The sequence below is a fragment of the Streptomyces sp. NPDC037288 genome (assembly GCF_055603265.1).
Genome location: NZ_JBVJVY010000068.1, coordinates 1 through 21,682 on the forward strand (window position 1 = coordinate 1; position 21,682 = coordinate 21,682).

Below are 21,682 nucleotides of genomic sequence, written 5' to 3' on the forward strand. Positions count from 1 at the left end.
GAGAAGGAGAAGGGCGGGGACGTGCGGCTGGTCTCCTTCCGGCAGTTCGTCGACTGGATGGACGTGCAGAAGCCCGAGGTGCTCGCCAAGCTGCGTACACTTGATGTCGGTCAGCGGCCCACGGGTGGCTGGAGGGTGTTCCTGAGCGATGCGCGAGCGACGGCTTTCAGGGGCTGATCAGCCGACGGTGAAGTCGTGCAGGTGGCGGGCGATGCGGGCGACGCCCAGCGTTCCGGCGACGGCGTCGCGCACGAGGGCGACAGCAGCCTTGGGTGTGTAGTCGAGTTGGCGCCCGTTGAGGATCAGGTAGGCCTCGGTGGCGTGCCAGGCGAAGGCCTCGTTGGAGTGTTCCAGGCACGGCAGCTTTGCCAGGGTTTGCAGCAGCGCTGCCGCTTTGAGGTGCAGAGATCCATAGATCGAGCGTTCCATGGCACGGGCGTTTACTCGGGCGACGGCGGCGTATAGGGGCCCGTAGTCGTCGACCTGGGGATCGCTGTCGAGGAGTTCGGCGGCGTGCAGCAGGAAGGTGACGTCCAGCGGGTGCGATTCGGGCTGGGTCACGCGGCGTGTCCCCGATCCCGGTGTTCGAGCTCCTGGCGGGCCTGCTGTTCGGCTGCCCGCGCCTCAGCGCTGCGATCCGTATGGCTCGACTCGGCCGCGAAGGCTTCGCCGCTGCGGGCCATCGACTGCTTGAACGCATCCAGGAACCGCTGCTGAACGGCTGTGGCCCGCGCGTAGGCCGCCGAGAGGATGTACTCCTGCATGCTGACCCCTTCCTGCTTCGCGGCAGCCGCGATGGCGGCCCGCTGCTCAGGGTCCGGAAAGCGCAGGTTCATGGCTTTGGCATCGGGCATGGTGCTCACGGTACCAGCGGTACCTATTCCGGGGGAGGCGGGAGCCGGAAGTCTTCCCCAGGTCGCTTCTGGGTGTTGCCCCCGAGTGCGCAAGCGCTCGTAACAGCGAGGTCACATCGTTTGCACACCTATTGCATTTAGTCGAACATTCACATCCGCTAGCTTATATCGGGCATATATTAATCAATAGGGAGGGATCCGGTGAGTCGAATCATGAAGAAACGGGCAATTCTGCTTTCAGTGGCAGGCGTCACCATAGCGGCGATAAGCCTGCCCGCTGCGGCGGCGCCCAGGGATACGGTCACAGCCTGCCCAGTCGGATGGGACAGCCTCTCCAAAACCCTCTCCGCGCAGACGACGACGCCCATGGTGAACGTCCGCACAGGCCGTCACGACTGCTACGACCGCGTGGTCGTCGATGTACCCGGGGCCAAGCGCGGCAGTATTGGTTACTCGGTCAGGTACGTCAGCCGACTCGTCCAGGACGGTTCGGGCCAGGTCATACCGGTTCCGGGCAGGGTAGTCCTGGAGATCGTGATCCGTGCCCCCGCCTATGACACCGGCACAGGGAAGCCCACATACCCTGCAAAGCCGGGCCACAGCCTGCCGGGCGTGAATCTTGCGGGGTATCGCAGCTTCCGGGCTTCCAGGTACGGAGGGTCCTTCGAAGGGCAGACACAGCTCGGACTGGGCGTCCGGGCGAGGCTCCCCTTCCGGGTGCTGGCGCTTGATGGCCACCTTGTCGTGGACGTCGAGCACCGCTGGCGGTAGCCGAATTCGGGAGGATGTGCCCGGCACTGTCGGATTATGTCCGCCTTGTGGCCTAGTCAAGGTCCGTACCTGGCATGTCGGTTGAAGGACCTGAGCCTCGACCGAGAGCCCTGACGGGTGGTTCGAGGCTGAGTGCCGAGGCCACCTCGGGGACATAGGGAGCGGTGACGCCCAGGTCGGTGGCGCGGGCGAAGGCCGGATGGGCGGCATAGTCCCGGAGGGCGCGCAGGGAACGCAGGCCGTAATAGGCGGGCGGGGCCGCGGAGCGGGTCGGCAGGGGCGGGAAAGACCGGCCGGCGGCTACGGCGGGGAGAGTGCGCTCGAAGAGGCGGTGGCAGTTTTGGACGCTGCGCAGAAAGAGCTGGTGGTAGTGCGCGTCAGGGGGAATGGGGAACCGTTCTTCCGCGAGAACGGGGCCGGTGTCGATACCGGCGTCCACCTCGTGGAGGGTGGCGCCGTACTCGGGGTGTCCATGGAGAAGGGCGAAGAGGACGGCTGCGGATGCGAGGCCGCGGTGCTGGGGGAGCAGGCCATTGTGGATGTTGTAGATCCGCAGGCCTGATGCGAGCAGAGGGGCCCGGAAGATCATGCGGTTGTCGATGGACCATACGATGCCGTCCGTGCAGTGGTCGGTCAGGCGGTCCGCCTCGGTGTTGACATCGGTGACGTGGAGGAAGGGCGCGGTGCCGGTGTCCGCTTCCTCGTCCGAGCAGATCAGGTCCACCCGGTGGCCGGCGGCCCGGGCAGAGGCGACGGCGCGGTGGAGGAGGGCGCCTCGGCCAACGAAGATCATGTTCCGGCTCCGGAGTTCGCGGTACGGATGGCGGCGCATACGCGTTCCACGGTGACGTCGCGGAGCAGGTTGCGCAGTTGTTCTTGGAACGCCTGCTGGCGGTCCGGGTGGACCAGTTCCGCGGCGACATCGCTGAGCATGAGCAGCAGGGTCAGAGAGTCGCCGCCCAGTTGGTGAAACGGGTCGCCGGGGCCGATGCCCTCGGCGGTGCCCGCGCCCAGCGTCCGGCACCAGATCTTTGTCACGGCGGCTGCCAGAGAGTCGGTGCCAGTGGCCCGCGGGTTGTCCGATTCGGTGTCGCGCATCGCAGGTTGCTGGTCCCGCACGAACGGGGACGGCAGAGCGCGCTGGTCCACCTTGCCGTTCACAGTCAGGGGGAAGGCGTCCAGGACACGTACGGCGGCCGGGACGAGGTACGCCGGAAGGAGACCGGCGGTGTAGGCGCGGATCTGTTCCGGATCCAGGGAGCCGGGCTCGGTCCCCGTCGTGACGTACGCACACAGCACCGGTTCACCCGCCGGCCCGGGACGGGCGGTGACGACGGCACGGGTGACCTCGGGGTGACGCTCCAACACGGCCTCGATCTCGCCGGGTTCGATACGGAATCCGCGGATGGAGAGCTGATCGTCGGTACGACCCAGGAACTCCAGAGTACCGTCCGTGGTGAGGCGGACCAGGTCACCGGTGCGGTAGGCGCGGGTGCCGTCGGCGAGACGGATGAAGCGTTCCCGGTCGAGATCGGGGCGGCCGAGGTAGCCGCGGGCGAGCTGACCGCCGGTGAGGTGGAGTTCGCCCTCGGCGGAGGGACGGCCATCGGCGTCGAGAAGGGCGATGCCGGTGCCGGGGACGGGGAGGCCGATGGGGACGGCGGGACGGTCGGCGTCCCGTGCGGGATCGTAGGTATGCACGATGCAGCCGATGGCCGCCTCGGTAGGGCCGTACTCGTTGAAGATCCGGCAGTCGGGGCCGAACAGCCGCTGCGCCCGCGCCGCCGCTGGGCCGCGCAGTTGCTCGCCGCCCACCACCACGGTCCGGATCCGCCCGTCCGGCGCTGTCACGCCCAGCGATGTCATCAAGTCCAGGTGCGCCGGGGTGAGTTTGAGGGCGGTGACGCCGGAGGTGTTCAGCAGCGCGGTGAGGGTGTGCCGGCCCGGCTCGCCCGGCTCCAGGGCGATGCTGCCGCCGGACAGCAGCGGAAGGAAGAGCGCGGTCCCGGTGAGGTCGAAGGCGAGGGAGGTGAACAGGCCGAACCGGGTCGCCGCGTCGACTCCGTAACGTTCCCGCGCCCAGCGCACGTATGCCGTCAGCGCACGGTGCTCGACCTGAACGCCCTTGGGGGACCCCGTCGAGCCGGAGGTGTAGATGACGTAGGCGACGGAAGCCGGGGAGGCCGGATCGTCCGTGTGGTCCACCGGTTCGGCGCCGTCCCATGGCAGCGATTCCAGCGCCAGGACCGGGCACGCGTCGTCCAACACGGCCGCCTGGTACGTCTCGCCCGCAAGACAGAGGGCGGCGCCGGAGTCGGCGAGCACGGCGGCAATGCGGGCGGGCGGGTGCGTGGGGTCGAGCGGCAGGTAGGCGGCGCCAGCCTTCAGGATGCCCCAGAGGGCGGCGATGGCCGCCGGGGTGCGGCCGTCGAGCAGGGCCACGACCGCACCAGGGCCGAGCCCCCGGGTACGCAGGTGTGCGGCCACGGTGTCGGATCGGTGGTCGAGTTCGGCGTACGTCACCTGACCGGCCGAGTCTTCCTGGCCGGCCGGGCCGATCATGGCGATGGCGTCCGGGGTGCGGGTGGCCTGCTCGCGGAAGAGCGCGGTCAAGGTCGTCGCGGTCCCGCTGGCACCTAACGGCGCGCCGCCGCACAGGCGCTCCGTCCCGGTGACGGGCGACAGCTTCTCGCAGACGGCGTCCAGCAGTGACGCGGCGGCGGCGACGCTCCGGCCACGCCCCGCCGACACCACCAGCTGCGTGTGACGGCCGAATTCGAGCGTCGTGAAGGAGACCGGCACCAGCGGTACCCGGACGGGGAGGGAGTACGCGGTATCCGCTTCAAAGCCGGGCACGCACACGTCGGCCGGCTCGATGCGGCCGAGGTGGCTGACCAGGGCCGTGCAGGGGTGGCGGTCGAGGACACGGGCAGCGGCCGAGGTCGTCCGGCCCAGCAGGCGCAGTACGCCCTGCGGCAGCCGGGCCGCGTCCCGCTCTTCTCCTGCGGCGAGTTCGGCGCCGTCGGCCAGTGCCCGCAGAAGTTCCTGCTGCCATGCTTCCCATGGCCGGCCGGGGCGGCCCTCCAGAAAGACCGGCAGGCTGAGGTTGGCGCTCGCGCGCAGGCCGGCACAGTGCCGGCGCAGGTCCACCGGGACCATCACTCGGGCTGGGGTGCCCGCGTGGTCGGTGACCGCGGCGGCGATCCGTGCGACGAGTGCTTGATGGACGCCGTCGAGGGTGCGCCGCGCCCAGTGCGGGGCGTCGGAGCCGGAGTCCCGGCGGGGGCCGCCCAGCGGGGAGCGCCAGCGGGCCCGCTGGCGCGGCCGACGCGGGGCGGGGGAGCCCGCGCCCCCGGTCAGTTGCTCCAGCAAGGCCACTTCGTCCACGCTGGACGGCGCGCCGACGGGCTCCTCGCCGCGCAGGGCACGGAACACGTCCAGAGTCCAGCCCAGCAGGCCGCGGCCGTCCATCGCCGCGTGATGGGCCCGGAACGCCAGTGCCGTCGGTGCGTCGGCGTCCGCGGAGCCGCCGGGGACTATGACGACCTCGCAGCTCCGTCCCGTTCCCGGGGCCAATGGGCCGCGCAGCGCCGCCTCCAGATCCGGTGCCTGCCGGGCCACCGGGGACTGGCCGGTGTCCGCCCAGAGCCGGCCGCTGACGGCCAACCGGGCCCCCGGAGTGGCCTCGGACGCGCGGGCGACGGCCCGCCCCAGCTCACCAAGCGCGATCGTGCCCCGCCCCTCGACCACGAGCTGGATGACGAACGGGGCGCCCGTCGCCCCCTCAAAGGCGAGGTACAGCCACTCGTTGGGCGAGACCGGACGCTGGAAGCGCTCGCCGGCCGCGGTGATCTTCTTCTGGGTTCCCATCGTCCTTCACATGTCTTCAGATAGCGTCACGCCACGGAACGGACGAACGCCCGTACTCCGCCCACCGAGTCGACCCAGTCGGCCAGCTGCCGCAGCCCCGTCTCCTGGCTCACCACCGGCGTGTAATCCAGATCCCGCGCAGCCGCGCCCGTGTCGTACGTCGCGGAGCGGGTCAGCAGGGCCATCGAGTACCGGCTGAGCGGCGGTTCGCGGCGGGTGGCGAGCGGCGGCAGCCGCCATAGCAGTTCCGTGGTCCGGACCACGGTGTCCAGCACTGGTGCCGGGACACGGCGGGTGGGCGGCCGGCCGCCGAACAGCTCGGCGACGCGGGCGAGAAACGCCCACAGGTCGGTTCGCTCCGCGTCGGCGATGAAATAGGCGTTGCCGCCGATCCGTTCGGCCGGGGCGTCAGCCGCTCGCAGGCAGGCGGCGACGGCGTTGTCGCAGTGGCACAGCGAGACCAGCACCTGCTTGTCCCCGGCCAGGTCGGGAAGCCGTCCGTCCAGCATCTTCGCCAGCAGCTTGGGCAGGAAGCCGGAGTGGTCGCGCGGCCCCCAGATGCCACGCGGGCGCAGCGCGCAGGTGGTAAACCCGGGCCGGTTCGCGGTGCGTACGAGCTGTTCGGCGACGGCCTTGGTCTCGGAGTACAGGTTGAACCAGCGGTCGGGGTATGGGACGGACTCGTCGATGTCGTACTGGTCGCCCTCGTCCGGCCGCATCAAGGCACTGGGGCTGCTGACGAACACGAACCGCCGTACGCCCGCCCCGCTCGCGGCGTCCAGCAGCCGCCGCGTGCCCTCTACATTGGTGTCCCAGAACTGGGCCCGGGTGCCGTAGTCCACCACCCGGGCGGCGCTGTGGAACACGACGTCCACAGCCTCCACCGCCCGGCGCAACGACCTGGCGTCTGCCAGGTCGCCGTATGCCGGCTCCACCCAGGGCATGCCATCCAGCCGCGCTCTGTCGCTGTCGGGACGTACGAAGGCGCGTACGTCGTGGCCGGCGCGGACGCACTCGTCCACGAGGTGGCTGCCGAGAAAACCGGAGGATCCGGTCACCAGGGCCCTCATGATGCCCCCATGCCTGCCTTGGCCCCCGCCTTCGGACGGGACAGGCGGTGAGCTGTCGGCAGAGTCCGCCACCAGGTGGCGCCATAGAGCATCGTGAGACCAGCCGTGGTCGGGCCGGAACGGCCTGCCGCCCGGCCGCGCGGCAGAGCGGCCGGGATCTGGGCGGCGTGCACCACCACGCTCAGGAACGCGTCGATCCACCACACCACCGTCAGCGGCAGCGCGTCGAACGGGCGAACGGTGCCGCAGAGCAGATACGCCCACCCCGCCAGCGGTATCGCGCGCAGCGCCCAGGTCTTTAACCTGCCCCGGACAGGGGTCAGTTCGCGGGCTGCCCAGGCGGCCAGTTCCTCCCGCCCGATCTTGGCGTTGTGCCGGATGTCGACCGGGAAGGCAGGGTGGCGCAGGAAGTCGTGCAGCCTCGCTGTCACCGATTGTGCTTCGGCGAGGGTACGCAGTTCAGGCACCATGGCCTTCCACCGTGCCTCGTCCACACCCGCCTCGGTCTCCACGCAGACGACAGGGTGCGCGGGCGCACCATCGCCCCCGCCGACGCCGACGAGCGCGCTGCGCCGCACCAGCGGGTGGGCATTGAACACGCCTTCGCAGACGACGGTGTGCAGGTCCCCGCCCGCTGCGCGGACACGCTGGCTCTTGCGTCCGCAGAACCACAGCCGGCCATGCCCGTCCAGATAGCCGAGGTCGCCGGTGCGGTGCCAGATGCGACCGCCCTCGCGGACCTTGTGCAGGGCGTCCGCCCGCGGATTGCAGTGGTAACCGGGGCTCACCGCGTCGCCGGCCACGACGATCTCCCCGACCGGGCAGGCCGGTTGCCCGTCGTCGGGCTCGATCCATGACACCGGGCCGTCGCTGACGGGGATCGTCCGGACGTCGAGCCCGGCCAGGGGGCGGCCCACGCAGGTTCCGGCGCCGAGCGCGCTCAGCGCCGCCGTCTCCCGGAGGATCTCGGCGGATTCGACGGAGGAGATCGGCAGCACCTCGGTCGCCCCGTAGGTCACATGGAACTCGGCCTTCTCGTCCAGGACGGCGCGGAGCTCGGCGACCAGAGCCGGGGATACCGGCGCGCCGCCCGACACCACGCAACGCAGCGTGGGCGGCAGCGCCGAGCCTCTCATGTGCCGGGCGAGGCCGCGCAGCAGCGCGGGGGAGGCGAACATCGTGGTCACGCCGAACCGGGTGAGCGCGTCCACCAGCAGCGCGGGCTCGGCGTCCGCGACCCGGGCCGGGGGGACCGGCGCCAGGACCAGCGTGGAGCCGAAGACCAGGTCGAACATGCCGTACAGGGGCAGTGTGACGAGTGAGACGTCGTCCCGGGTACGGCCGTGCGCGGCCTGTAGCTCACGAGCCATCGCGGTGCCCATCCGGTGGGTGAACTCCACGCCCTTGGCCGGGCCGGTGGAGCCGGTGGTGAACCCGATCATCATCAGGTCCTCACCGGTCACCTCCCCGGACCCGGCGGCCTCCGGCGGCTCCTGCGAGGCGGTGTCCCGCAGCACGTCCAGCGTCTGCCCGCCCCAGCACAGCCTGCGCCCCAGGGTCACCTTGATCCGGACACCGGCGAACGTACGGCGACCGAGTACCCGCGCCACATGCGCGACGGGCGGCCCGATGAACGCCTCGGCACCTACCTCGCGGTAGCAATGAAGCATGCGCCGGATGCCCATGCCCGGGTCGACGATCACGGGGACCGCGCCGAGCCGGAACAGCGCGAACGCGATGGCGAACAGGTCGGGTCCGGGCGCGGCCATCAATACCGTACGGGTGCCCTTGCCGATCCCGGTACGAGCGAACCCGGCTGCCAGCCGTTCGACCTGGTCCTGGAGGGTGGCGTAGTCCACTTCCCGGTAGCGGACCCGGCCATCGGACTCCCGGCCGTCGGGGTGGATGATCGCTGGCTTGGCAGGGAAGGACCGTGCGTTGTGTTCCAGGTGCGCGGCGAGACCGCTCGCCGTGTCTATGCCTTCTCTCATCATCAGCCCTGAGGCCGGTAACTGACACAGGCCACGCTCGGTCCGGCTCCCGCAGCGACCAGCAGCAACTGGTCCTTGCCGGATGGCAGTCCGCGCTCCATGGCGCTCAAATACCCGATCACGGGGGCGGCCGTGAGGGGTTCGCCACCGGCCGGGCCGGGGGTGCCCGGGGCCCATACGGACCGCGGGTCCAGGCTCAGGCGCCCGGCGAGCCGGTCGGAGAAGCCGGGCCCGGCGGGGGTACACACCAGCAGCGTACGATCCAGACGGAGGCCCTCCGCCCGGGCGTAATCGCTGACGGTGGCCGCCGTGAGAGCGACCAGTCGCTCCACCCGTACGGCCTCCGGCTCTCGCTCGACGGTGATCCGGCGGCGCCCTTCGGCGCCCATACCCGCCATCTCCAGATAGCCACGGGTGCCTGCCGAGCTGTCCCCGTCACCCGTGGCGCGCAGCGACACCGGGCCGAAACCGGTGCCCGGTTCGGTGCCGCGTTCCAGCAGCAGCGCGGCGCCCAGATCGGCGTACGGATAGGCGGGATCGTCCGCCGCGCGGCCACCGGGGTGGACGTCGGCCGCGGTGACCAGCACACGATCGGTGGAGCCGGTCACCAGCAGTGCCTGGGCAACCTGAACAGCGTTGAGGACGCCGCACGCGCCGTTCATCAGATCGCAGGAGAAACCGGCGACGGGCATGGGTGCGGCCAGGTAGTCGAGGTTCATCCCCACCTCCTTCTGGACCAGCGCGGCGAGCGCAGGCTCGAAGGTGTTGGACTCGCGGTAGACCCCGGTGTTGATGAGTACACCGACGGCGTCGGGCGACAGCCCGGCGTCCACCAGGCAGTCCCCGGCGGCTCGCGAGGCGAGCCGGACGGACGAGGCGGCGGTTTCGTCCGGGAGCGGAAGGGCGGTCCGGGCCGCCGTGACAACGATGCCCACGGTCACACCCCCAGCTGGGAGATCGTCGCGGACAGGGCACCGGTCACGACACCGGAAGCGGCGGGCACCAGCAGGTACTTGGCTCCCTGGCGGGCCGTCCCGGCGCGCAAGTGTTGGCGCAGCACCAATAAATGGGAGGTGGAGGCGGTGTTGCCGAACTCTTCAACGATGGACAGCGACTGGGGCATCGGCGTGCCGAACTCGGCCTCGCCGACGGCGTTGACGTACTCCACGAACCGCGTGCCGACCTGGTGCTGGATCACGTAGTCGAAGCACTCGTCCGCGAACGTGCGGCCCTGCTTGGCCAGGAGATCCCCGTGGAAGGTGGGCCACAGGCGCAGCCGGTCCTGCTTGTGCATCTTCTTGTTATCCGTGTAGAGGGCGATGCCCTCCGTTCGGTCACTTGGCATGCCCAGGCACAGGTGGGAATACTCGGAGCAGGTCATCAGATCCACGTAGTGGATTCGGTCCGCTTCGTCCTGTGACTCGTCCAGGATGACGGCCACGGCAGCGTCGCCCACTGACAGGGACGCGAACTGCGGGTCGTACGAGTCGGTGATCTCGGCAGCAGCCGTCTCGGCGACCCGGGTGTTCTGCTCGCCGCTCACCACCATGCCATTGCGTACGATCCCGGCCCGGATCATCCGGTCCAGCAGGTAGATGCCGGTCAGCATCCCGGCGCAGGCGTTGGAGATGTCGAAGGTCACCGCGGTCGTGTGAAGCCCGAGCTCGGCGGCCAGCTGACGGGCGAAAGAGGGCTCGAAGGAGAAGCGCGTTCCGTCCTTGAAGCGCGTGATCGAAGCGTTGATGATCACGTCCAGATCCGGCGCCTGGTAGCGGGACTTGTCCAAGCAGTCATGGGCGGCTTTGAGCGCGAGTCCGTAACTGTCCTCCCCAGCCTCCGGCCGCGGATCGTAGACACGGCGTTCCGCCACACCCGTGATGCGGTGCAGATCGAACTCCGGAGCCCCGGCTACCCGGGCAACCAGCTCCGGGGTGGACTGGACGGTGGGCGGCAGAAATGCCCCCAGGGCCTCTAAGCGGCTATGGCGCGCAGATATGAGCATGGACAGCGCTCTTCCTAAAGTGCTTTGGAATTGACCGGCACATGTTAACAACAGCCTTGAGTGAGCTGCGCGTTGGTGCCCGCCTGGAGCGGTGACGAAGATCACGCACAGGAATTTTCTTTACGTCGCCGGCCTATGTGAAGTGACAATCGGCCATGGCTGGAAAGTGTTTCTGAATCCCTTTCAGGAGAATGAGTCTTTGCCCGCGGTTGTGTGGGGAGACGCCGGCTGGCTGCGGGAGGCCGGCCGGCCGATCCCAGCGCTCGGGTGATCCCCGCCGGGGGCCTGGGATCAGGAGCTGCCAAGTGGCGGCGTGCGTAAGTGGTCCGGCGTGACCTTTCCCACTGTGGATCGTTTCTCCATGGGGCCCGCGCTGACCCCCGGAAGGTTCACTCCACAGTGCGGGCCCCCAAGCCGGGCATGCCCGGCCCATGCGTACCCCGCCGCCGCGCATGGACATGCTTCGGCCCGCACTCTTCCCTGGGCAGAGAGTGCGGGCCGAGGTCGTTCTGAGCACACAGCACGTATCACGGATGCCATTTCCCAAAGGGCATGGGGTGCTGAAGGCTGCCACGCCTCAGCATTTTTCACTGATCAATCACCGCACACCATGAGTGGTTCGCGTCACACAAAAAGGCTAGGAGTCCGCATAACGGGGTGGGCCGCTCGTGCGTCTTATGGGCATACCGGCTTCGGTGACCGGATCAGAAAGGAAGCCCGCCATGAGCATCTACGCTTCAGCATCTGCAAGGTCACCGTGGTCGTTGGCGATCTGGATTGGTCGAGGGTTCAGTTGTCGGGAGTCGGTCGAAGGCGAGTAGTCCCATGCCGGAGTCGTTGGTGATCCAGGGGGTGACAGGCGCGGAGGTGGGGGTGGCGGTGCCGGGGTGTCCAAAATAGGTGATGCCGGTGAGGCCGGTGCCTGGGCGGGTGAGGTTGAGGAGCAAGTACCCAGTGCCGCAGGTGACTTGGGCTACTTTCGCCGCGGTGCCGTAGAGGGTGAAATCTGGCTGGGTTCCAGCGTCGCAGTGCAGCTTCTGGGTGGGGTCGGTGAGGTAGATGCGGATGCTGGTGTGCGCGGTGTTGTTCCAGGCCGCCCGCGCGGGGTTGGGCGGATCCGCAGGCGTGGTGAGGTGGACGCCGTAGAGGTCTCGCCGGATGGGGAGGGTGAGCCGGTCGGCAAGCTGCCGGTAGCCGTGTTCGTAGGTGTAGTGACATCCGTTGTGGCCGTCCAGGCCCATGGTGGTCATCACGGAGGTGCCGGGAATGCTGGCGAAGCGGCGTTGGACTTCCTGAACGGCGGCGCTGTGGAGGGCTCCGCAGTGGTTGCGGATCTGAACGACGTAGACGTGTTCGAGGTGGGTGAAATCGGTACGCCAGGAGGCCATGAGAGCCCGGACGTTGGCATTGTGCTGCGCCGCGGTGGGCTTGCCGGAAAGGCCGGTGTCGCTCTCGCCCTGATACCAGATGACGGCCCGCACCGCGTCCTTGAGCCCGGCGGCGGTGACCCGCTGCAGCAGTCGGCCGTAATTCGTGGCCGGGTCGGCGGGGGCACTGGGGGAGCGCTTGAAGAAGGTGGAGGGTTGGCCGCCGTGTGCGCCGTTGAAGATCGCGACGGGGATACCGCTCTGGTTGACAAGGTCTTGTCCAAGGCGCACGCCGAGTTCTCCGATGGCGCCGCGTACCGAGGTGGTGGTGGTGTCGCGGCCGTCGCCGCTGGCGCGGTACCAGCTGCGGTCATCGGTGGAGAGTGCCGGATTCGGGGTGCTGTAGCCGAAGGTGCGTACCCAAGGCGAGAGGTCTTGCGAGGCGGCGGTGCCGGAGTAGTTCCAGCCCGCGGCTGCCGCGTTGGACTGTCCTTGGATGACGTAGCCATCGCCGGCGACGATGTCGCCGGCGCGGCGGAGGAGTGTCTTTCCCGAGCTTCGTTCGGCCCATACCTCTACCGAGTAGGAGGCGCGTTCTGCCGTGATGGGGGCGCTCAAGGTCCATGTGCCGGTGGCGGATGTCTGCCGGGTGCCGACCAGTGCCCCTTCCCGGTACACCTTCATCTCGACCTTGCTGACACTGCGGTCGGTGGTGCGGCCGTGCACGGTGACGGCCGCCTTGTTCGTGGCGGGATCCCGAGGATACAGCTGGGCGTTGGTCGGACCTGAGGTGATGTCCACACCGGCAGGCCTGACGTAGACCTTCAGGTGCGGGCGGGTCCAGTTCCTGGCGTTCGCGGCTTGTGTCCAGTCGGGCTGGCCCGTGGACGCATTGCCGATGCCGGCGGACAGGCGCGTCTGCGGGGCGGCGGCCCAGCCGTTCACTGCCAGCACTGTCCGGCGATGGGTGACGTCATGCACCTGGAACGACCCGTAACCACCCGCGCCCGGAATCGGTCCGGCGACCGGCTGAGGGGTGTCAGCGAAGTCGTATGTGGTGTTGCTGCCGCCGGCCGGTGCGTTCTGTGCGATCTGGGGGCTGTACCGGTTCGGCCAGATCTCCAGATACCCGGTGCTGTTGTCGGCCGGGGCAACATCTGATCCTCGTACGGTCAGGCCTGTCACACGCCGGCCGTGGGCTCCCGTCATGGGCACACCCAGCGAGGTGAGATCCTGTGTCCAGGTCTTCATGGACGCATAACCCCAGGCTGGATCGGTGCCGTACATGCCGTCCAGGCAGTAGGCGACACGCGAGATCGGTGTCCGGATCGACTTAGCATTGTCCACCGCGTACGGGATCCCGTGAGCCCACACTGCCGCGGTCTGCGGCACCGCGACGTCATACAGCAGCCGGTAGTCCGCCAGTTCGCTCACGGTCTGCTCGCAGGTGCTCGCGTTCGGCGTGGCCGGTTTGACCCATACGGTCAGCCTGGCCGACGCCAGGTCGCGCCCCGACTGGGAGAATGTCCAGTCGGGCTGGCCGGTCTTCTGGTTTCCAGTGCCGATGTCGAGGTATCGGCCGCTGCCTCGGTTCCAGCCGTTCAGCGCCAGCACAGTTTCCTTGGCCGCGGTGTTGTGTACCTGCATCGATCCGTACCCGGGGGCACTCCCGCGGGGTGTGTCGGAGAAGTCGTAAACCGTGCTGTCGCCGGTGGGAGCATTGCGGGACGCAGCAGGGCCATAGGCGTTGGGCCAGAACTCGATGTATCCGCCTGAGGCCTGTTCGACGTGCTTCACATGGCTGCCCCATGTCGTCAGGCGTTTCACCGGCTGAGCGATCGTCGCACTCGGCACGCCCAGCCTGCTGAGATTGTTGGTGAAGGCGTCGAAGGAGGCGTAGGCCCACTCATGGCTGCCGGCCCTTGTGACGGTGTCCAGGCAGTACGCCACCCGGTCCAGGTACGGCTCGCGCTGCCGGCTGCTCAGAAGCTTCGACCTGTTCAACGCGTAGGGCACTGTTTTCCCGCCCGGCCAGTAGGCTCTCCCCGGCAGATTCAGCTCATATAGTGGGATATAGCCGGAAGACAGCTCGTCGACCGTATCGCAACTGGCCGGAGGCGCCGCTCTTGCTGGTAACGCGGCTACTGCTGTCTGCATCTGTGGCGCTGCGATCGGGCTGACCGCCATCACCAGGACGGCAGCCAGCCCCCGCACGCACCCGTGCCACGTATCGCGCATCATCAGTCTCCCGGCGAAACCTGTCCCGCCCTCCCACTGAAGAGCAGGCCCCTGCGGAGCCGGCATTCCGATACGGGTATGACCTCAGCCAGCACCGCTTTCAAGTTATAGACGGATTAACACACTGAAGATGACGACGGCACGAACGGCACATCCCGGCGGCGAGTGCTCTGCCCGCGGTCGCGTCCAGAAGTCTTGATGCGACACTTGTTCGCCGAGTGATACCGCATGGCTGATGGTTTCGGTCATCAGGTGCGGGCCGAGCACGGCATTGCCGTCTCTCGGTGTCTCGTGAAGCAGACCAGCGCCGAGCCTGCGCTGGTTTTGACCAGAATTTTCTTGAGACTCTTATCACGGTCTTCGTAGCGTCAAATCCGAGAGGCGCCCAATCCGTGAGGGTACGCAAGCAGTATGGACAGACATATCCGTACCATGGCACTGCCTACCAAAATGGCACGGGTCGGCAGCATCCTCGGCCCGTGCGAGCCGGCATCATGTCTGCACTCGATAGCTCGCAGTCCCGGGACCGACGACCTGGCCGCTTGTGTGACCGACTGTTGAGGGGGACCCAAGGTGAGCAGCGCTGGTGGGATCACCACCTTGATGTTCCGCCAGGGCGAGGTTGCCTCGGTAGGGATCTTCGGCGAACTGGACCTGTATACAGGCGGGGAGCTCAAAACGATTTTGGCTGAGTGCCTTGATGGGCGGCCCGCCCGCCTCGTGGTGGACGTGTCTGCGGTGTCCTTCTGTGACCTGACCGGAGCCACGGCCTTGGCAGAGGCCAGGGACAGGGCTGTGCAGGCCGGGACGGAGTTCATGCTGTCAGGGGTGCGGACGCCGACGCTGGTGCGAATATTGACGCTCACGGGACTTGATGGTGCATTCGTCCTGCCGCAGCCGGACCACTGCTCGCCCACTCGTCCCGGCTCAGCGACCCGGGAGGTGAAAGGCGGCAGGCGCTGGCAGGTCCGGGCCGCTCTTCATGATTCCGTTCTGGGCCGCCGGCACAGGTACGTGAGATGCGCTGCTGTCAACTTGTGGCGCTCGATGGGCAATCGAAGCAGTTCGCCTGCGGCGCGTGCGCGTGGCGTGGTCTGGTGGCCATGGGGCTGCAGCCAGTGATTCCCCATGTGGTTTGTCAAGTCTGATGTGAGCTTGTTCCGCTTTGACGGACACCATTGGTGTGGTGGTCAGGCTGCGAGTGCGGTCTCGTATTCGGCGGGACTGCGATAGCCGAGGCTGCTGTGCAGACGGTGCAAGTTGTACCAGCCCTCGACGAAATCGAAGATCGCGGTGCGGGCGGCGGCCCGGCTGGGCCAGGAGCTCGTGTCGAGCAACTCCCTCTTGATGGTGGCGAAGAACGACTCGGCAAGTGCGTTGTCCCAGCACTGTCCGGTGCGGCCGACCGACAGACGTACCCCCAACTGGTCGGCCAGCGCGGCGAATTGCTGGCTGGTGTACTGACAGCCACGATCCGAGTGAAAGATCACCGGCCGGGTGGGACGGCGCTTCCGGCAGGCGGCCGTGAGGGCGTCCGCGACCAGATCGGTCCGCAGGTGGTCGGCCGTCGCCCAGCCGACCACGCGACGGGAGGCGATGTCGATGACGCTGGCCAGATAGAGCCAGCCCTCCTCCGTGGCGATGTAGGTGATGTCGCCGCACCAGCGGGCATCCAGGCCGGCGGGGTCGGGCTGGAAGTCCCGGACGACGAGATCGGGCCGCAGGCAAGCCCGCGGATCGGGGAACGTCGTCAGGTGCCGTCGTCTGCGGTGTCGGCCCTGCAGGCCGGCAGCCCGCATCAGCCGCGCGACACGTCGGCGGCCGCATCCGGCGCCTGCCCGCTTGAGCACGGCATGGACGCGCGGGGCGCCGTAGGTTCCCCGCGATCTCGTGTGGACGTCGGCGATCTGTTCCGCCAGCTCGGCGTCGCGGACGGCGCGGGGACCAGGCTTGGCAGCGCGGCGGGCATAGAAGGCGGTCCTGGAGACCTTCAGCAGCTCACACGCTCGTTTGACGCCGTGACCTGCACGCTTCTCCGCCTCGATGAACGGATGCACCGTCACCGGGTCTCCTTCGCGAAGAAAGCCGTGGCCCGCTTGAGGATGTCGACGTCCTCACGCAGACGGCGGTTCTCCCGCCGCAGTGCGGCCAGTTCCTCGTGTTCACTGCTGGTCAGGCCGTCCCGCTCGCCCGCATCGACCTCGGCCTGCTTCACCCAGTCACGCACCGCGGTCTCGGTCAGATCGAAGTCCTTGGCGATCTGACCGACCGAGCGGTCACCGCGTCGGCACAGCTCGACGATCTCCGCCTTGAACTCCGGCGTGAACGAGCGACGAGGGCGAGGCTTCTTCTTCCTCATGCTCTCCATGATGGACATCCTCCCGGGGCTGAACCCCTGATCTCGGATGTCCGCCAAAGCGGATCAAGCCCAACCCGTTCATGCCGAAGATCGAGGAGTGGGTTGACCGCTCGCAGGGCAAAGTGCGGGCCGACAAGCTCCACAAGCGGCTGGTCCTGCTCGGGTTCACTGGCGACGAGCGGACCACTCGCCGGGCCGTCGCCCGCGCGAAGGAACGCTGGCGGGCCGGCCACCGCCGGACCTATCGCCCGTGGCTCACTGAGCCGGGCCTCTGGTTGCAGTTCGACTGGGGTTGGGGCCCTAAGGTCCCGAGTCCGGACGGCGGGGACGAGCGGGAGACGTTGCTGTTCTGCGCCTGGCTGGCCTGGTCTAGATTCCGGGTGGTCATCCCGACCTGGGACCGCACCCGGCCCACCGTGGTGTCCTGTCTGGACTCCACGCTGCGGGCGATCGGCGGGGCCCCGACCTATGTCCTGACCGACAACGAGAAGACGATGACGATCGACCGGGTCGCCGGGGTCGCGGTCCGCCACCCCCAAATCGTCGCCGCAGGCAGGCACTACGGCCTGCAAGTACATACATGTGTCCCCTTCGACCCGCAATCGAAGGGAGGTTCCGAGGCGACGGTTCGCATCGCGTAAGGCCGATCTTGTGCCGACGGATGCGAACCTGCGGGAGAAGTACGGCAGCTTCGCCGAACTCCGCGGCGCCTGCGCGGTCTTCTGCCAGCAGGTCAACAACCGTGTCCACCGCGAGACCGGGAAGATCCCGTCCTCGATGCTGGACATCGAGAAGTCGCGGCTGCACCCGCTGCCCCTGGTCCTGCACACGCTCGCGCTGGGCGAGTCCCGCCAGGTGCTGAGGGACCAGACAGTCCGCTTCGGGTCTGTGCGGTATTCGACCCCGCCCGGTCTGGTCGGCCAGGAAGCCAGGGTCCGCGTCGACGGCGACGAACTCGTCATTGTCGTTGACCTGTCCCACCTGGTCCGCCGGCCTGAGTGGATGCAGGGTCCCGCGGGTCTGACGGAGGTCGCCCGCCATCAGCTGTCCTTGCCCGGACGGCCGGTGATCGACCTTTCCCACTACCCCGATCACCCGCAGGAAATGGACGGCGGCCCCCGCCAGCCACGGCCGAAGCCCGTCAACGAAGCGGAGAAGGCATTCCTTGATCTCGGTCCCGGAGCCAAGTCGTGGCTGGCCGCCGCGGAGGCGTTCTACCGCGATCGACGCGGCATATGAACGTCGGTCAGTGATCGTGACCTCGAACCTTCATCCCTCAGGATTCGATTCGATCATGCCGAAGACGTTGGCCACCGCCGCCGTCGACCGGCTCCTGCACCATGCGCACATCGTCCTGACCGAGGGCTCCTCGCTGCGGCTGACCCAGGCCACCAGCGGTCAGGGCGTCATCCCACTTGCCTCATGATGTTGCGCCACAGGCCCACCGTCATCCTCCCTCTGCTGCCCGCGAGCGGACGCCCAGTCCGCGCTGGCCAGGGACATCTGCAGCACCGACCAGGACCGCCCCTCCACTTGCTCCACGTCGGGCAGTACACACTCTACCTGGAAACCGAGCCGTTCATAGAGTCGGACCGCGCTGGCGTTATGGCTGAACACCCCGAGTTCCGCGCGTCGCAGGCCCCGGATGTCGAAGGCGACCGCCAGCACTTCTTTCAACATGCCAGCGCCCAGCCCACGGCCACGGGCCTCCGGGGCAATCAGCACCCGCCCCACTCGCCCTGCGACACCTTTGGCGTCCACGCGCACCGAGGCATGGCCCACCACTTGCCCGGTCTGAGAGTCGACGCCCATCCAACTCCATCGTCCCGGCGCTGCGGACTCGGCCGCATACGCGGCGATCTGAGGCTCGTCCAACGGCCAGGTGAACGAAGGACCAGCCCAGGTGAGCAGTTCGACCGGACCCGGAATCCACGACATGAGAAAGGAGCCGTCAGCGAGAGTGAACTCGCGCAGCTCAACCGCGGCAGGGGACATGCCCCGACCCTACGACAGACGTCGAACCTTCTCTGGCGCTGAGCACACAGTCAATCGACCAAATCAGGGATCAATAGTCATACCGGACAGGGAGATGAGCTGTCCGCCCAGCAGGAGATCAACTGACCGCTCACCCGGACGGGCTGATGTCCGTGGACAGCACCGTGGCGCCTTCGGCGTCAAGCGGCTGTGCCGGATGCTGCAGGTCTCGCGTTCCGGCTTCTACCGGTGGCCGGCCGGCGCGGACGTGCGGGCTGCCCGGGCCCGGGCGGACGCCGAGCTCGCCGGACGTATCGCCCAGTTCCACGAGGAACCGGACGGCACCTCCGGGGTCCCGCGGGTCACCGCCGAGCTGAAGACACCGGGAGGGCCCTCCACCAGGCCCGACTACCTTGCTGGGCGGACAAGGGCTACCAAGGCGCCCATGGCACCGTCCGGATTCCATCCCGCAGCCGAGGATAGAGACTTTCCGCAAGTCAGCAGGCTGTAAACCGATCCCAGACCAAGATCCGAGCCTCGTTGGACAAGCTATGGCCACCATCAAAACTGGCGGCTCCTCCGCAAACTCCGTTGCTCGACCACTCGCATCACGAGCCTCGCCCAGGCCGTCCTCACCCTGCACCACGCCAGCTCAGCCGCAGGTTGAAAAGACCTCGGTGCTTGGCTGCCATGGGGTACATCTGCTTTGAGGACGAGGCGGGCTTCACCTGCAGGCCGTCCAAAGGACGCACCTGGGGCCGGCGGGGCCACACCCCGGTCGTCAACGTAAGCGGACGGCGCTCGGGACGCCTGTCGGTGGCCGGGCTGATCGCCTGGCGCCCGGGCTCCCGCACCCGGCTGTGCCACCGCCTGCTCACCCACCCCGTGGGCAAGGGCAACGAGCGGGACTACATCGCCCTCCTGGACGGCGTCCACCAGCTGGTCAAGGCACCCATCGTGCTCGTGTGGGACCGGCTCAACACCCACGTCTCCAAGACGATGCAGGAACTGGTTGCCGAACGTGAGTGGCTGGCAATGTTCCTGCTTCCTGCGTACTCGCCTGCTGGGCACACGTCAAACGCAGCCTGGCCCACCTCGCCGTCGTCGCCCTCGACCACCTGGAGAAGCTCGTGCGTAACCGGCTCAAACGCCTGCAGTACCGACCCGACACCCTCGACGGGTTCATAGCCGGGATGGGCTTGCCCCTGGACACCCCTACATCACCCTAACGAGCCGAGATCAGTAACCAGCCTGACCGATCCCGCCCGGGTGCCGCCGCAGCAGGACCGATGCCGTCGACGCCGAGGCTGCCGCCCCGGGCCGCGCTGTCCGGCATTGCACGGGCGCTACCGAAGAGCGGCGACGGGCAAGTGGAAGCGCTGTGTATGCTCCGGTTGGCGATGAACTCCGCGGTCAAAGCCCGCATCCAAAGCGCTCAACCAGCTCACGGTTGCATCAAGCCGTCGGCACCGTGGCCGAGCGGGTGGGTCCGATGGTGATCCGGCCCGCTGAGGATGCGTCGGGGGAGGCCCGCCGTGGTGATGCGGTCGTGCTCCGCACGTCTCGCCCCTTCCGGCACCGAGCCGTACCCAGGTGGGGCGTGTTGGCCTTGCCCCGCGGCTGATCACCAGCGAGGGGCACCACAGGATGGGCCGTCGGGACGACGATCTCGACTACGTGCTGAACGGTCAGCGTGCCAGGCTCCGGCGTGACCCGTTGGCCGTTCACCATTCCAGCCCGAGCGAGCGTGCACCGCCTGCTGATGATCGCGATCCGATCGGGGCCGGGGAGCGGGTCTTCGCGGCGCGCGAAGCCGCCAGCGTCACGTCTCCGCAGCGGTTCGGGTCGATCGCACCTCGGCCCGCCGGGGTTGTTGAGGGCAGCGGAGGACTCCACTTCCACGTTGGGCCCGTCGCCCACAGGGGAGGCGACGGGCCCAACAACTCCAGCGGCGCAGGTCCACCCACCCGCCGGCAAAGGGTCAGAGGCAAAGGAAAGGCGGCTTACCGTGAATAAAACACCGTCCCCGAGCTTGAACCCGCATATATATAGAGGGGAAGCGACCTCCATTATGACGGAGGCAGCCGCGCACAAGGCCAACAGTCACACGGGGCGCTTGCCGTGGCACGAACGGGCCCTGGAGATCTGCACGGTCGGGTCGTTCGAGGGCCTGACCCCTATCGGATCCCAGAGCCGGTGCGGCCAGGCGGTCGGCATGGTGAGGCCTGAGACACACCAGGCTGGGAAGGCCAGACTGTGGACGCCTGGAAGCGGCAACGCACCACCATCGCCCATTTACATGATGCAATTGTCATACAAGCGGGCTATTGAGATCTTACCTCACGGAACCCACCCAAGCAGGGCCGGGGTGGCGGAGAAACGAAAGGTGGCCAAGGCGGATGACAAGTGGTCTCTCAAGCCTTCGTCTGCGCGCAGACCTGCTGCTGGCCGGCGCATTGGTGAGCAGCGCAGTGGTAGGACTGCTGTACGCTCCCCGAGTCGTGGCGGCGCCCCAGGCGGTTTCACCTGTAACGAACAGATTTACCAGGCGGCTGGCAGTGCCCAGGTGACGCTCTATACGGGCACGGCCAGCACGGGCACGATTTCCTTCCCAGGTCTACAAGATCACCGTCACCCACAAGGGCCGGATGCTTCGTCGGGCTGGACGGTCAGGGACGCGCTGCCGAGCGGGCTGGTCAATCCCCGAACTTCGACGTACGGATGCACCGTCGCAGGCTTGTGACTGTCCTGTACGGGCACTGGGCTCGCCGTAGGCGCGAGCACCACCCTCATTGTGTCCGGCTCTGCCCCAACCCCCGCCTTGGACGACACCGCGACAGTCCAGGGTAAGGACGTCGATCCCACACCCGGCAATAACCTCCTCAGTCACAACTCACGTGGCCTAGTACTCCAGTCAGAAATCGTGTTCTGAGCTGTGTCTTCTTCGGTAGTGGCAGCGGCGGGCGATGGCTTGGTGGTGTCTGCGCCAGTGGGACCAGTTCAGTGCGTGCAGTTGTCGGTCCTGGTGGGGTCTGGGGTGGGGCAGGAGAGTGTCCAGCAGGCGCCGGATCTCTGCCACGGTGAGGGGGATGAGGCTGGTGGTGTCGTTTCTGCTGCCCCCTTTGTGGTGTCCAGAGCCCGGGCTGCGAGGACGGCGAGGAAGGCGTGGGCGAGCATGGCCAGGGT

Annotated in this window: 15 protein-coding genes and 5 pseudogenes; 7 read left to right on the forward strand and 13 right to left on the reverse strand. The window is 68.0% G+C overall.

Going from position 1 to position 21,682, the window contains the following annotated elements:
- Nucleotides 1-177: 177 nt before the first annotated feature.
- On the reverse strand, nt 178-561 hold the full coding sequence (locus ACZ7GZ_RS38835) for a fic family toxin-antitoxin system, toxin component (protein WP_471031974.1): 384 nt from the start codon (nt 559-561) through the stop codon (nt 178-180).
- The gene (locus tag ACZ7GZ_RS38840; protein ID WP_360099878.1) at nt 558-854 is read right to left on the reverse strand and encodes a type II toxin -antitoxin system TacA 1-like antitoxin; all 297 of its coding nucleotides are present in this window, start codon (nt 852-854) and stop codon (nt 558-560) included. The genes ACZ7GZ_RS38835 and ACZ7GZ_RS38840 overlap by 4 nt, the downstream gene beginning before the upstream one ends.
- Nucleotides 855-1,067: 213 nt before the next feature.
- On the opposite strand from ACZ7GZ_RS38840, the gene ACZ7GZ_RS38845 reads away from it, so the two are divergent.
- On the forward strand, nt 1,068-1,625 hold the full coding sequence (locus ACZ7GZ_RS38845) for an AMIN-like domain-containing (lipo)protein (protein ID WP_471031997.1): 558 nt from the start codon (nt 1,068-1,070) through the stop codon (nt 1,623-1,625).
- Nucleotides 1,626-1,677: 52 nt separating this feature from the next.
- Here ACZ7GZ_RS38845 and ACZ7GZ_RS38850 read toward each other — a convergent pair whose 3' ends face one another.
- The 7 genes from ACZ7GZ_RS38850 to ACZ7GZ_RS38880 form a co-directional block, all read right to left on the reverse strand.
- Nucleotides 1,678-2,418 carry a formyltransferase family protein gene (locus ACZ7GZ_RS38850; RefSeq protein ID WP_471031976.1) on the reverse strand — a complete coding sequence of 247 codons (741 nt, stop codon included), beginning with the start codon at nt 2,416-2,418 and terminating at the stop codon, nt 1,678-1,680.
- Nucleotides 2,415-5,495 carry an amino acid adenylation domain-containing protein gene (locus tag ACZ7GZ_RS38855; protein WP_471031978.1) on the reverse strand — a complete coding sequence of 1,027 codons (3,081 nt, stop codon included), beginning with the start codon at nt 5,493-5,495 and terminating at the stop codon, nt 2,415-2,417. Before ACZ7GZ_RS38855 ends, ACZ7GZ_RS38850 begins: the two co-directional genes overlap by 4 nt.
- 26 nt (nt 5,496-5,521) lie before the next feature.
- Nucleotides 5,522-6,565: an NAD-dependent epimerase/dehydratase family protein gene (locus ACZ7GZ_RS38860; protein ID WP_471031979.1), complete on the reverse strand. Its 1,044-nt coding sequence runs from the start codon at nt 6,563-6,565 to the stop codon at nt 5,522-5,524.
- Entirely contained in the window at nt 6,562-8,559 is a 1,998-nt protein-coding gene (locus ACZ7GZ_RS38865; RefSeq protein ID WP_471031982.1) for a fatty acid CoA ligase family protein, read from the reverse strand. Before ACZ7GZ_RS38865 ends, ACZ7GZ_RS38860 begins: the two co-directional genes overlap by 4 nt.
- Nucleotides 8,559-9,491, reverse strand: coding sequence for a hypothetical protein (locus tag ACZ7GZ_RS38870; protein ID WP_471031984.1), 933 nt, complete (start codon nt 9,489-9,491; stop codon nt 8,559-8,561). The genes ACZ7GZ_RS38865 and ACZ7GZ_RS38870 overlap by 1 nt, the downstream gene beginning before the upstream one ends.
- Before the next feature lie 2 nt (nt 9,492-9,493).
- Entirely contained in the window at nt 9,494-10,558 is a 1,065-nt protein-coding gene (locus ACZ7GZ_RS38875) for a 3-oxoacyl-ACP synthase III family protein (protein ID WP_471031987.1), read from the reverse strand.
- Nucleotides 10,559-11,310: 752 nt separating this feature from the next.
- Nucleotides 11,311-14,166 carry a sialate O-acetylesterase gene (locus ACZ7GZ_RS38880; RefSeq protein ID WP_471031989.1) on the reverse strand — a complete coding sequence of 952 codons (2,856 nt, stop codon included), beginning with the start codon at nt 14,164-14,166 and terminating at the stop codon, nt 11,311-11,313.
- A gap of 600 nt (nt 14,167-14,766) precedes the next feature.
- Here ACZ7GZ_RS38880 and ACZ7GZ_RS38885 point away from each other — a divergent pair.
- Nucleotides 14,767-15,285 carry an STAS domain-containing protein gene (locus ACZ7GZ_RS38885; protein WP_471031999.1) on the forward strand — a complete coding sequence of 173 codons (519 nt, stop codon included), beginning with the start codon at nt 14,767-14,769 and terminating at the stop codon, nt 15,283-15,285.
- A 68-nt stretch (nt 15,286-15,353) separates the two neighbouring features.
- On the opposite strand, the gene ACZ7GZ_RS38890 is transcribed toward ACZ7GZ_RS38885, so the two are convergent.
- Nucleotides 15,354-16,226, reverse strand: coding sequence for an IS3 family transposase (locus ACZ7GZ_RS38890; protein ID WP_471031990.1), 873 nt, complete (start codon nt 16,224-16,226; stop codon nt 15,354-15,356).
- Nucleotides 16,223-16,522 carry a transposase gene (locus ACZ7GZ_RS38895; protein WP_471031991.1) on the reverse strand — a complete coding sequence of 100 codons (300 nt, stop codon included), beginning with the start codon at nt 16,520-16,522 and terminating at the stop codon, nt 16,223-16,225. Before ACZ7GZ_RS38895 ends, ACZ7GZ_RS38890 begins: the two co-directional genes overlap by 4 nt.
- 80 nt (nt 16,523-16,602) lie before the next feature.
- Between ACZ7GZ_RS38895 and ACZ7GZ_RS38900 the strand changes: the two genes are divergently transcribed.
- The 3 genes and pseudogenes from ACZ7GZ_RS38900 to ACZ7GZ_RS38910 form a co-directional block, all read left to right on the forward strand.
- Nucleotides 16,603-17,163: a transposase gene (locus ACZ7GZ_RS38900; RefSeq protein WP_471031994.1), complete on the forward strand. Its 561-nt coding sequence runs from the start codon at nt 16,603-16,605 to the stop codon at nt 17,161-17,163.
- A 136-nt stretch (nt 17,164-17,299) separates the two neighbouring features.
- Nucleotides 17,300-17,449, forward strand: a pseudogene (locus ACZ7GZ_RS38905) (hypothetical protein); the annotation flags it as partial.
- A gap of 273 nt (nt 17,450-17,722) precedes the next feature.
- Nucleotides 17,723-17,948, forward strand: a pseudogene (locus tag ACZ7GZ_RS38910) (ATP-binding protein); the annotation flags it as partial.
- Here the strand turns inward: ACZ7GZ_RS38910 and ACZ7GZ_RS38915 are convergent.
- Complete coding sequence (locus ACZ7GZ_RS38915) at nt 17,921-18,517, reverse strand: GNAT family N-acetyltransferase (RefSeq protein WP_471031996.1); 597 nt, start codon at nt 18,515-18,517, stop codon at nt 17,921-17,923. The pseudogene ACZ7GZ_RS38910 and the gene ACZ7GZ_RS38915 sit on opposite strands and share 28 nt — an antisense overlap.
- A 369-nt stretch (nt 18,518-18,886) precedes the next feature.
- On the opposite strand from ACZ7GZ_RS38915, the pseudogene ACZ7GZ_RS38920 reads away from it, so the two are divergent.
- Both ACZ7GZ_RS38920 and ACZ7GZ_RS38925 read left to right on the forward strand, forming a co-directional pair.
- Nucleotides 18,887-19,163: pseudogene (locus ACZ7GZ_RS38920) on the forward strand (transposase family protein); the annotation flags it as partial.
- A gap of 20 nt (nt 19,164-19,183) precedes the next feature.
- Nucleotides 19,184-19,725: pseudogene (locus ACZ7GZ_RS38925) on the forward strand (transposase); the annotation flags it as partial.
- A 1,771-nt stretch (nt 19,726-21,496) separates the two neighbouring features.
- Here ACZ7GZ_RS38925 and ACZ7GZ_RS38930 read toward each other — a convergent pair.
- A pseudogene (locus ACZ7GZ_RS38930) lies at nt 21,497-21,682 on the reverse strand (IS701 family transposase); the annotation flags it as partial.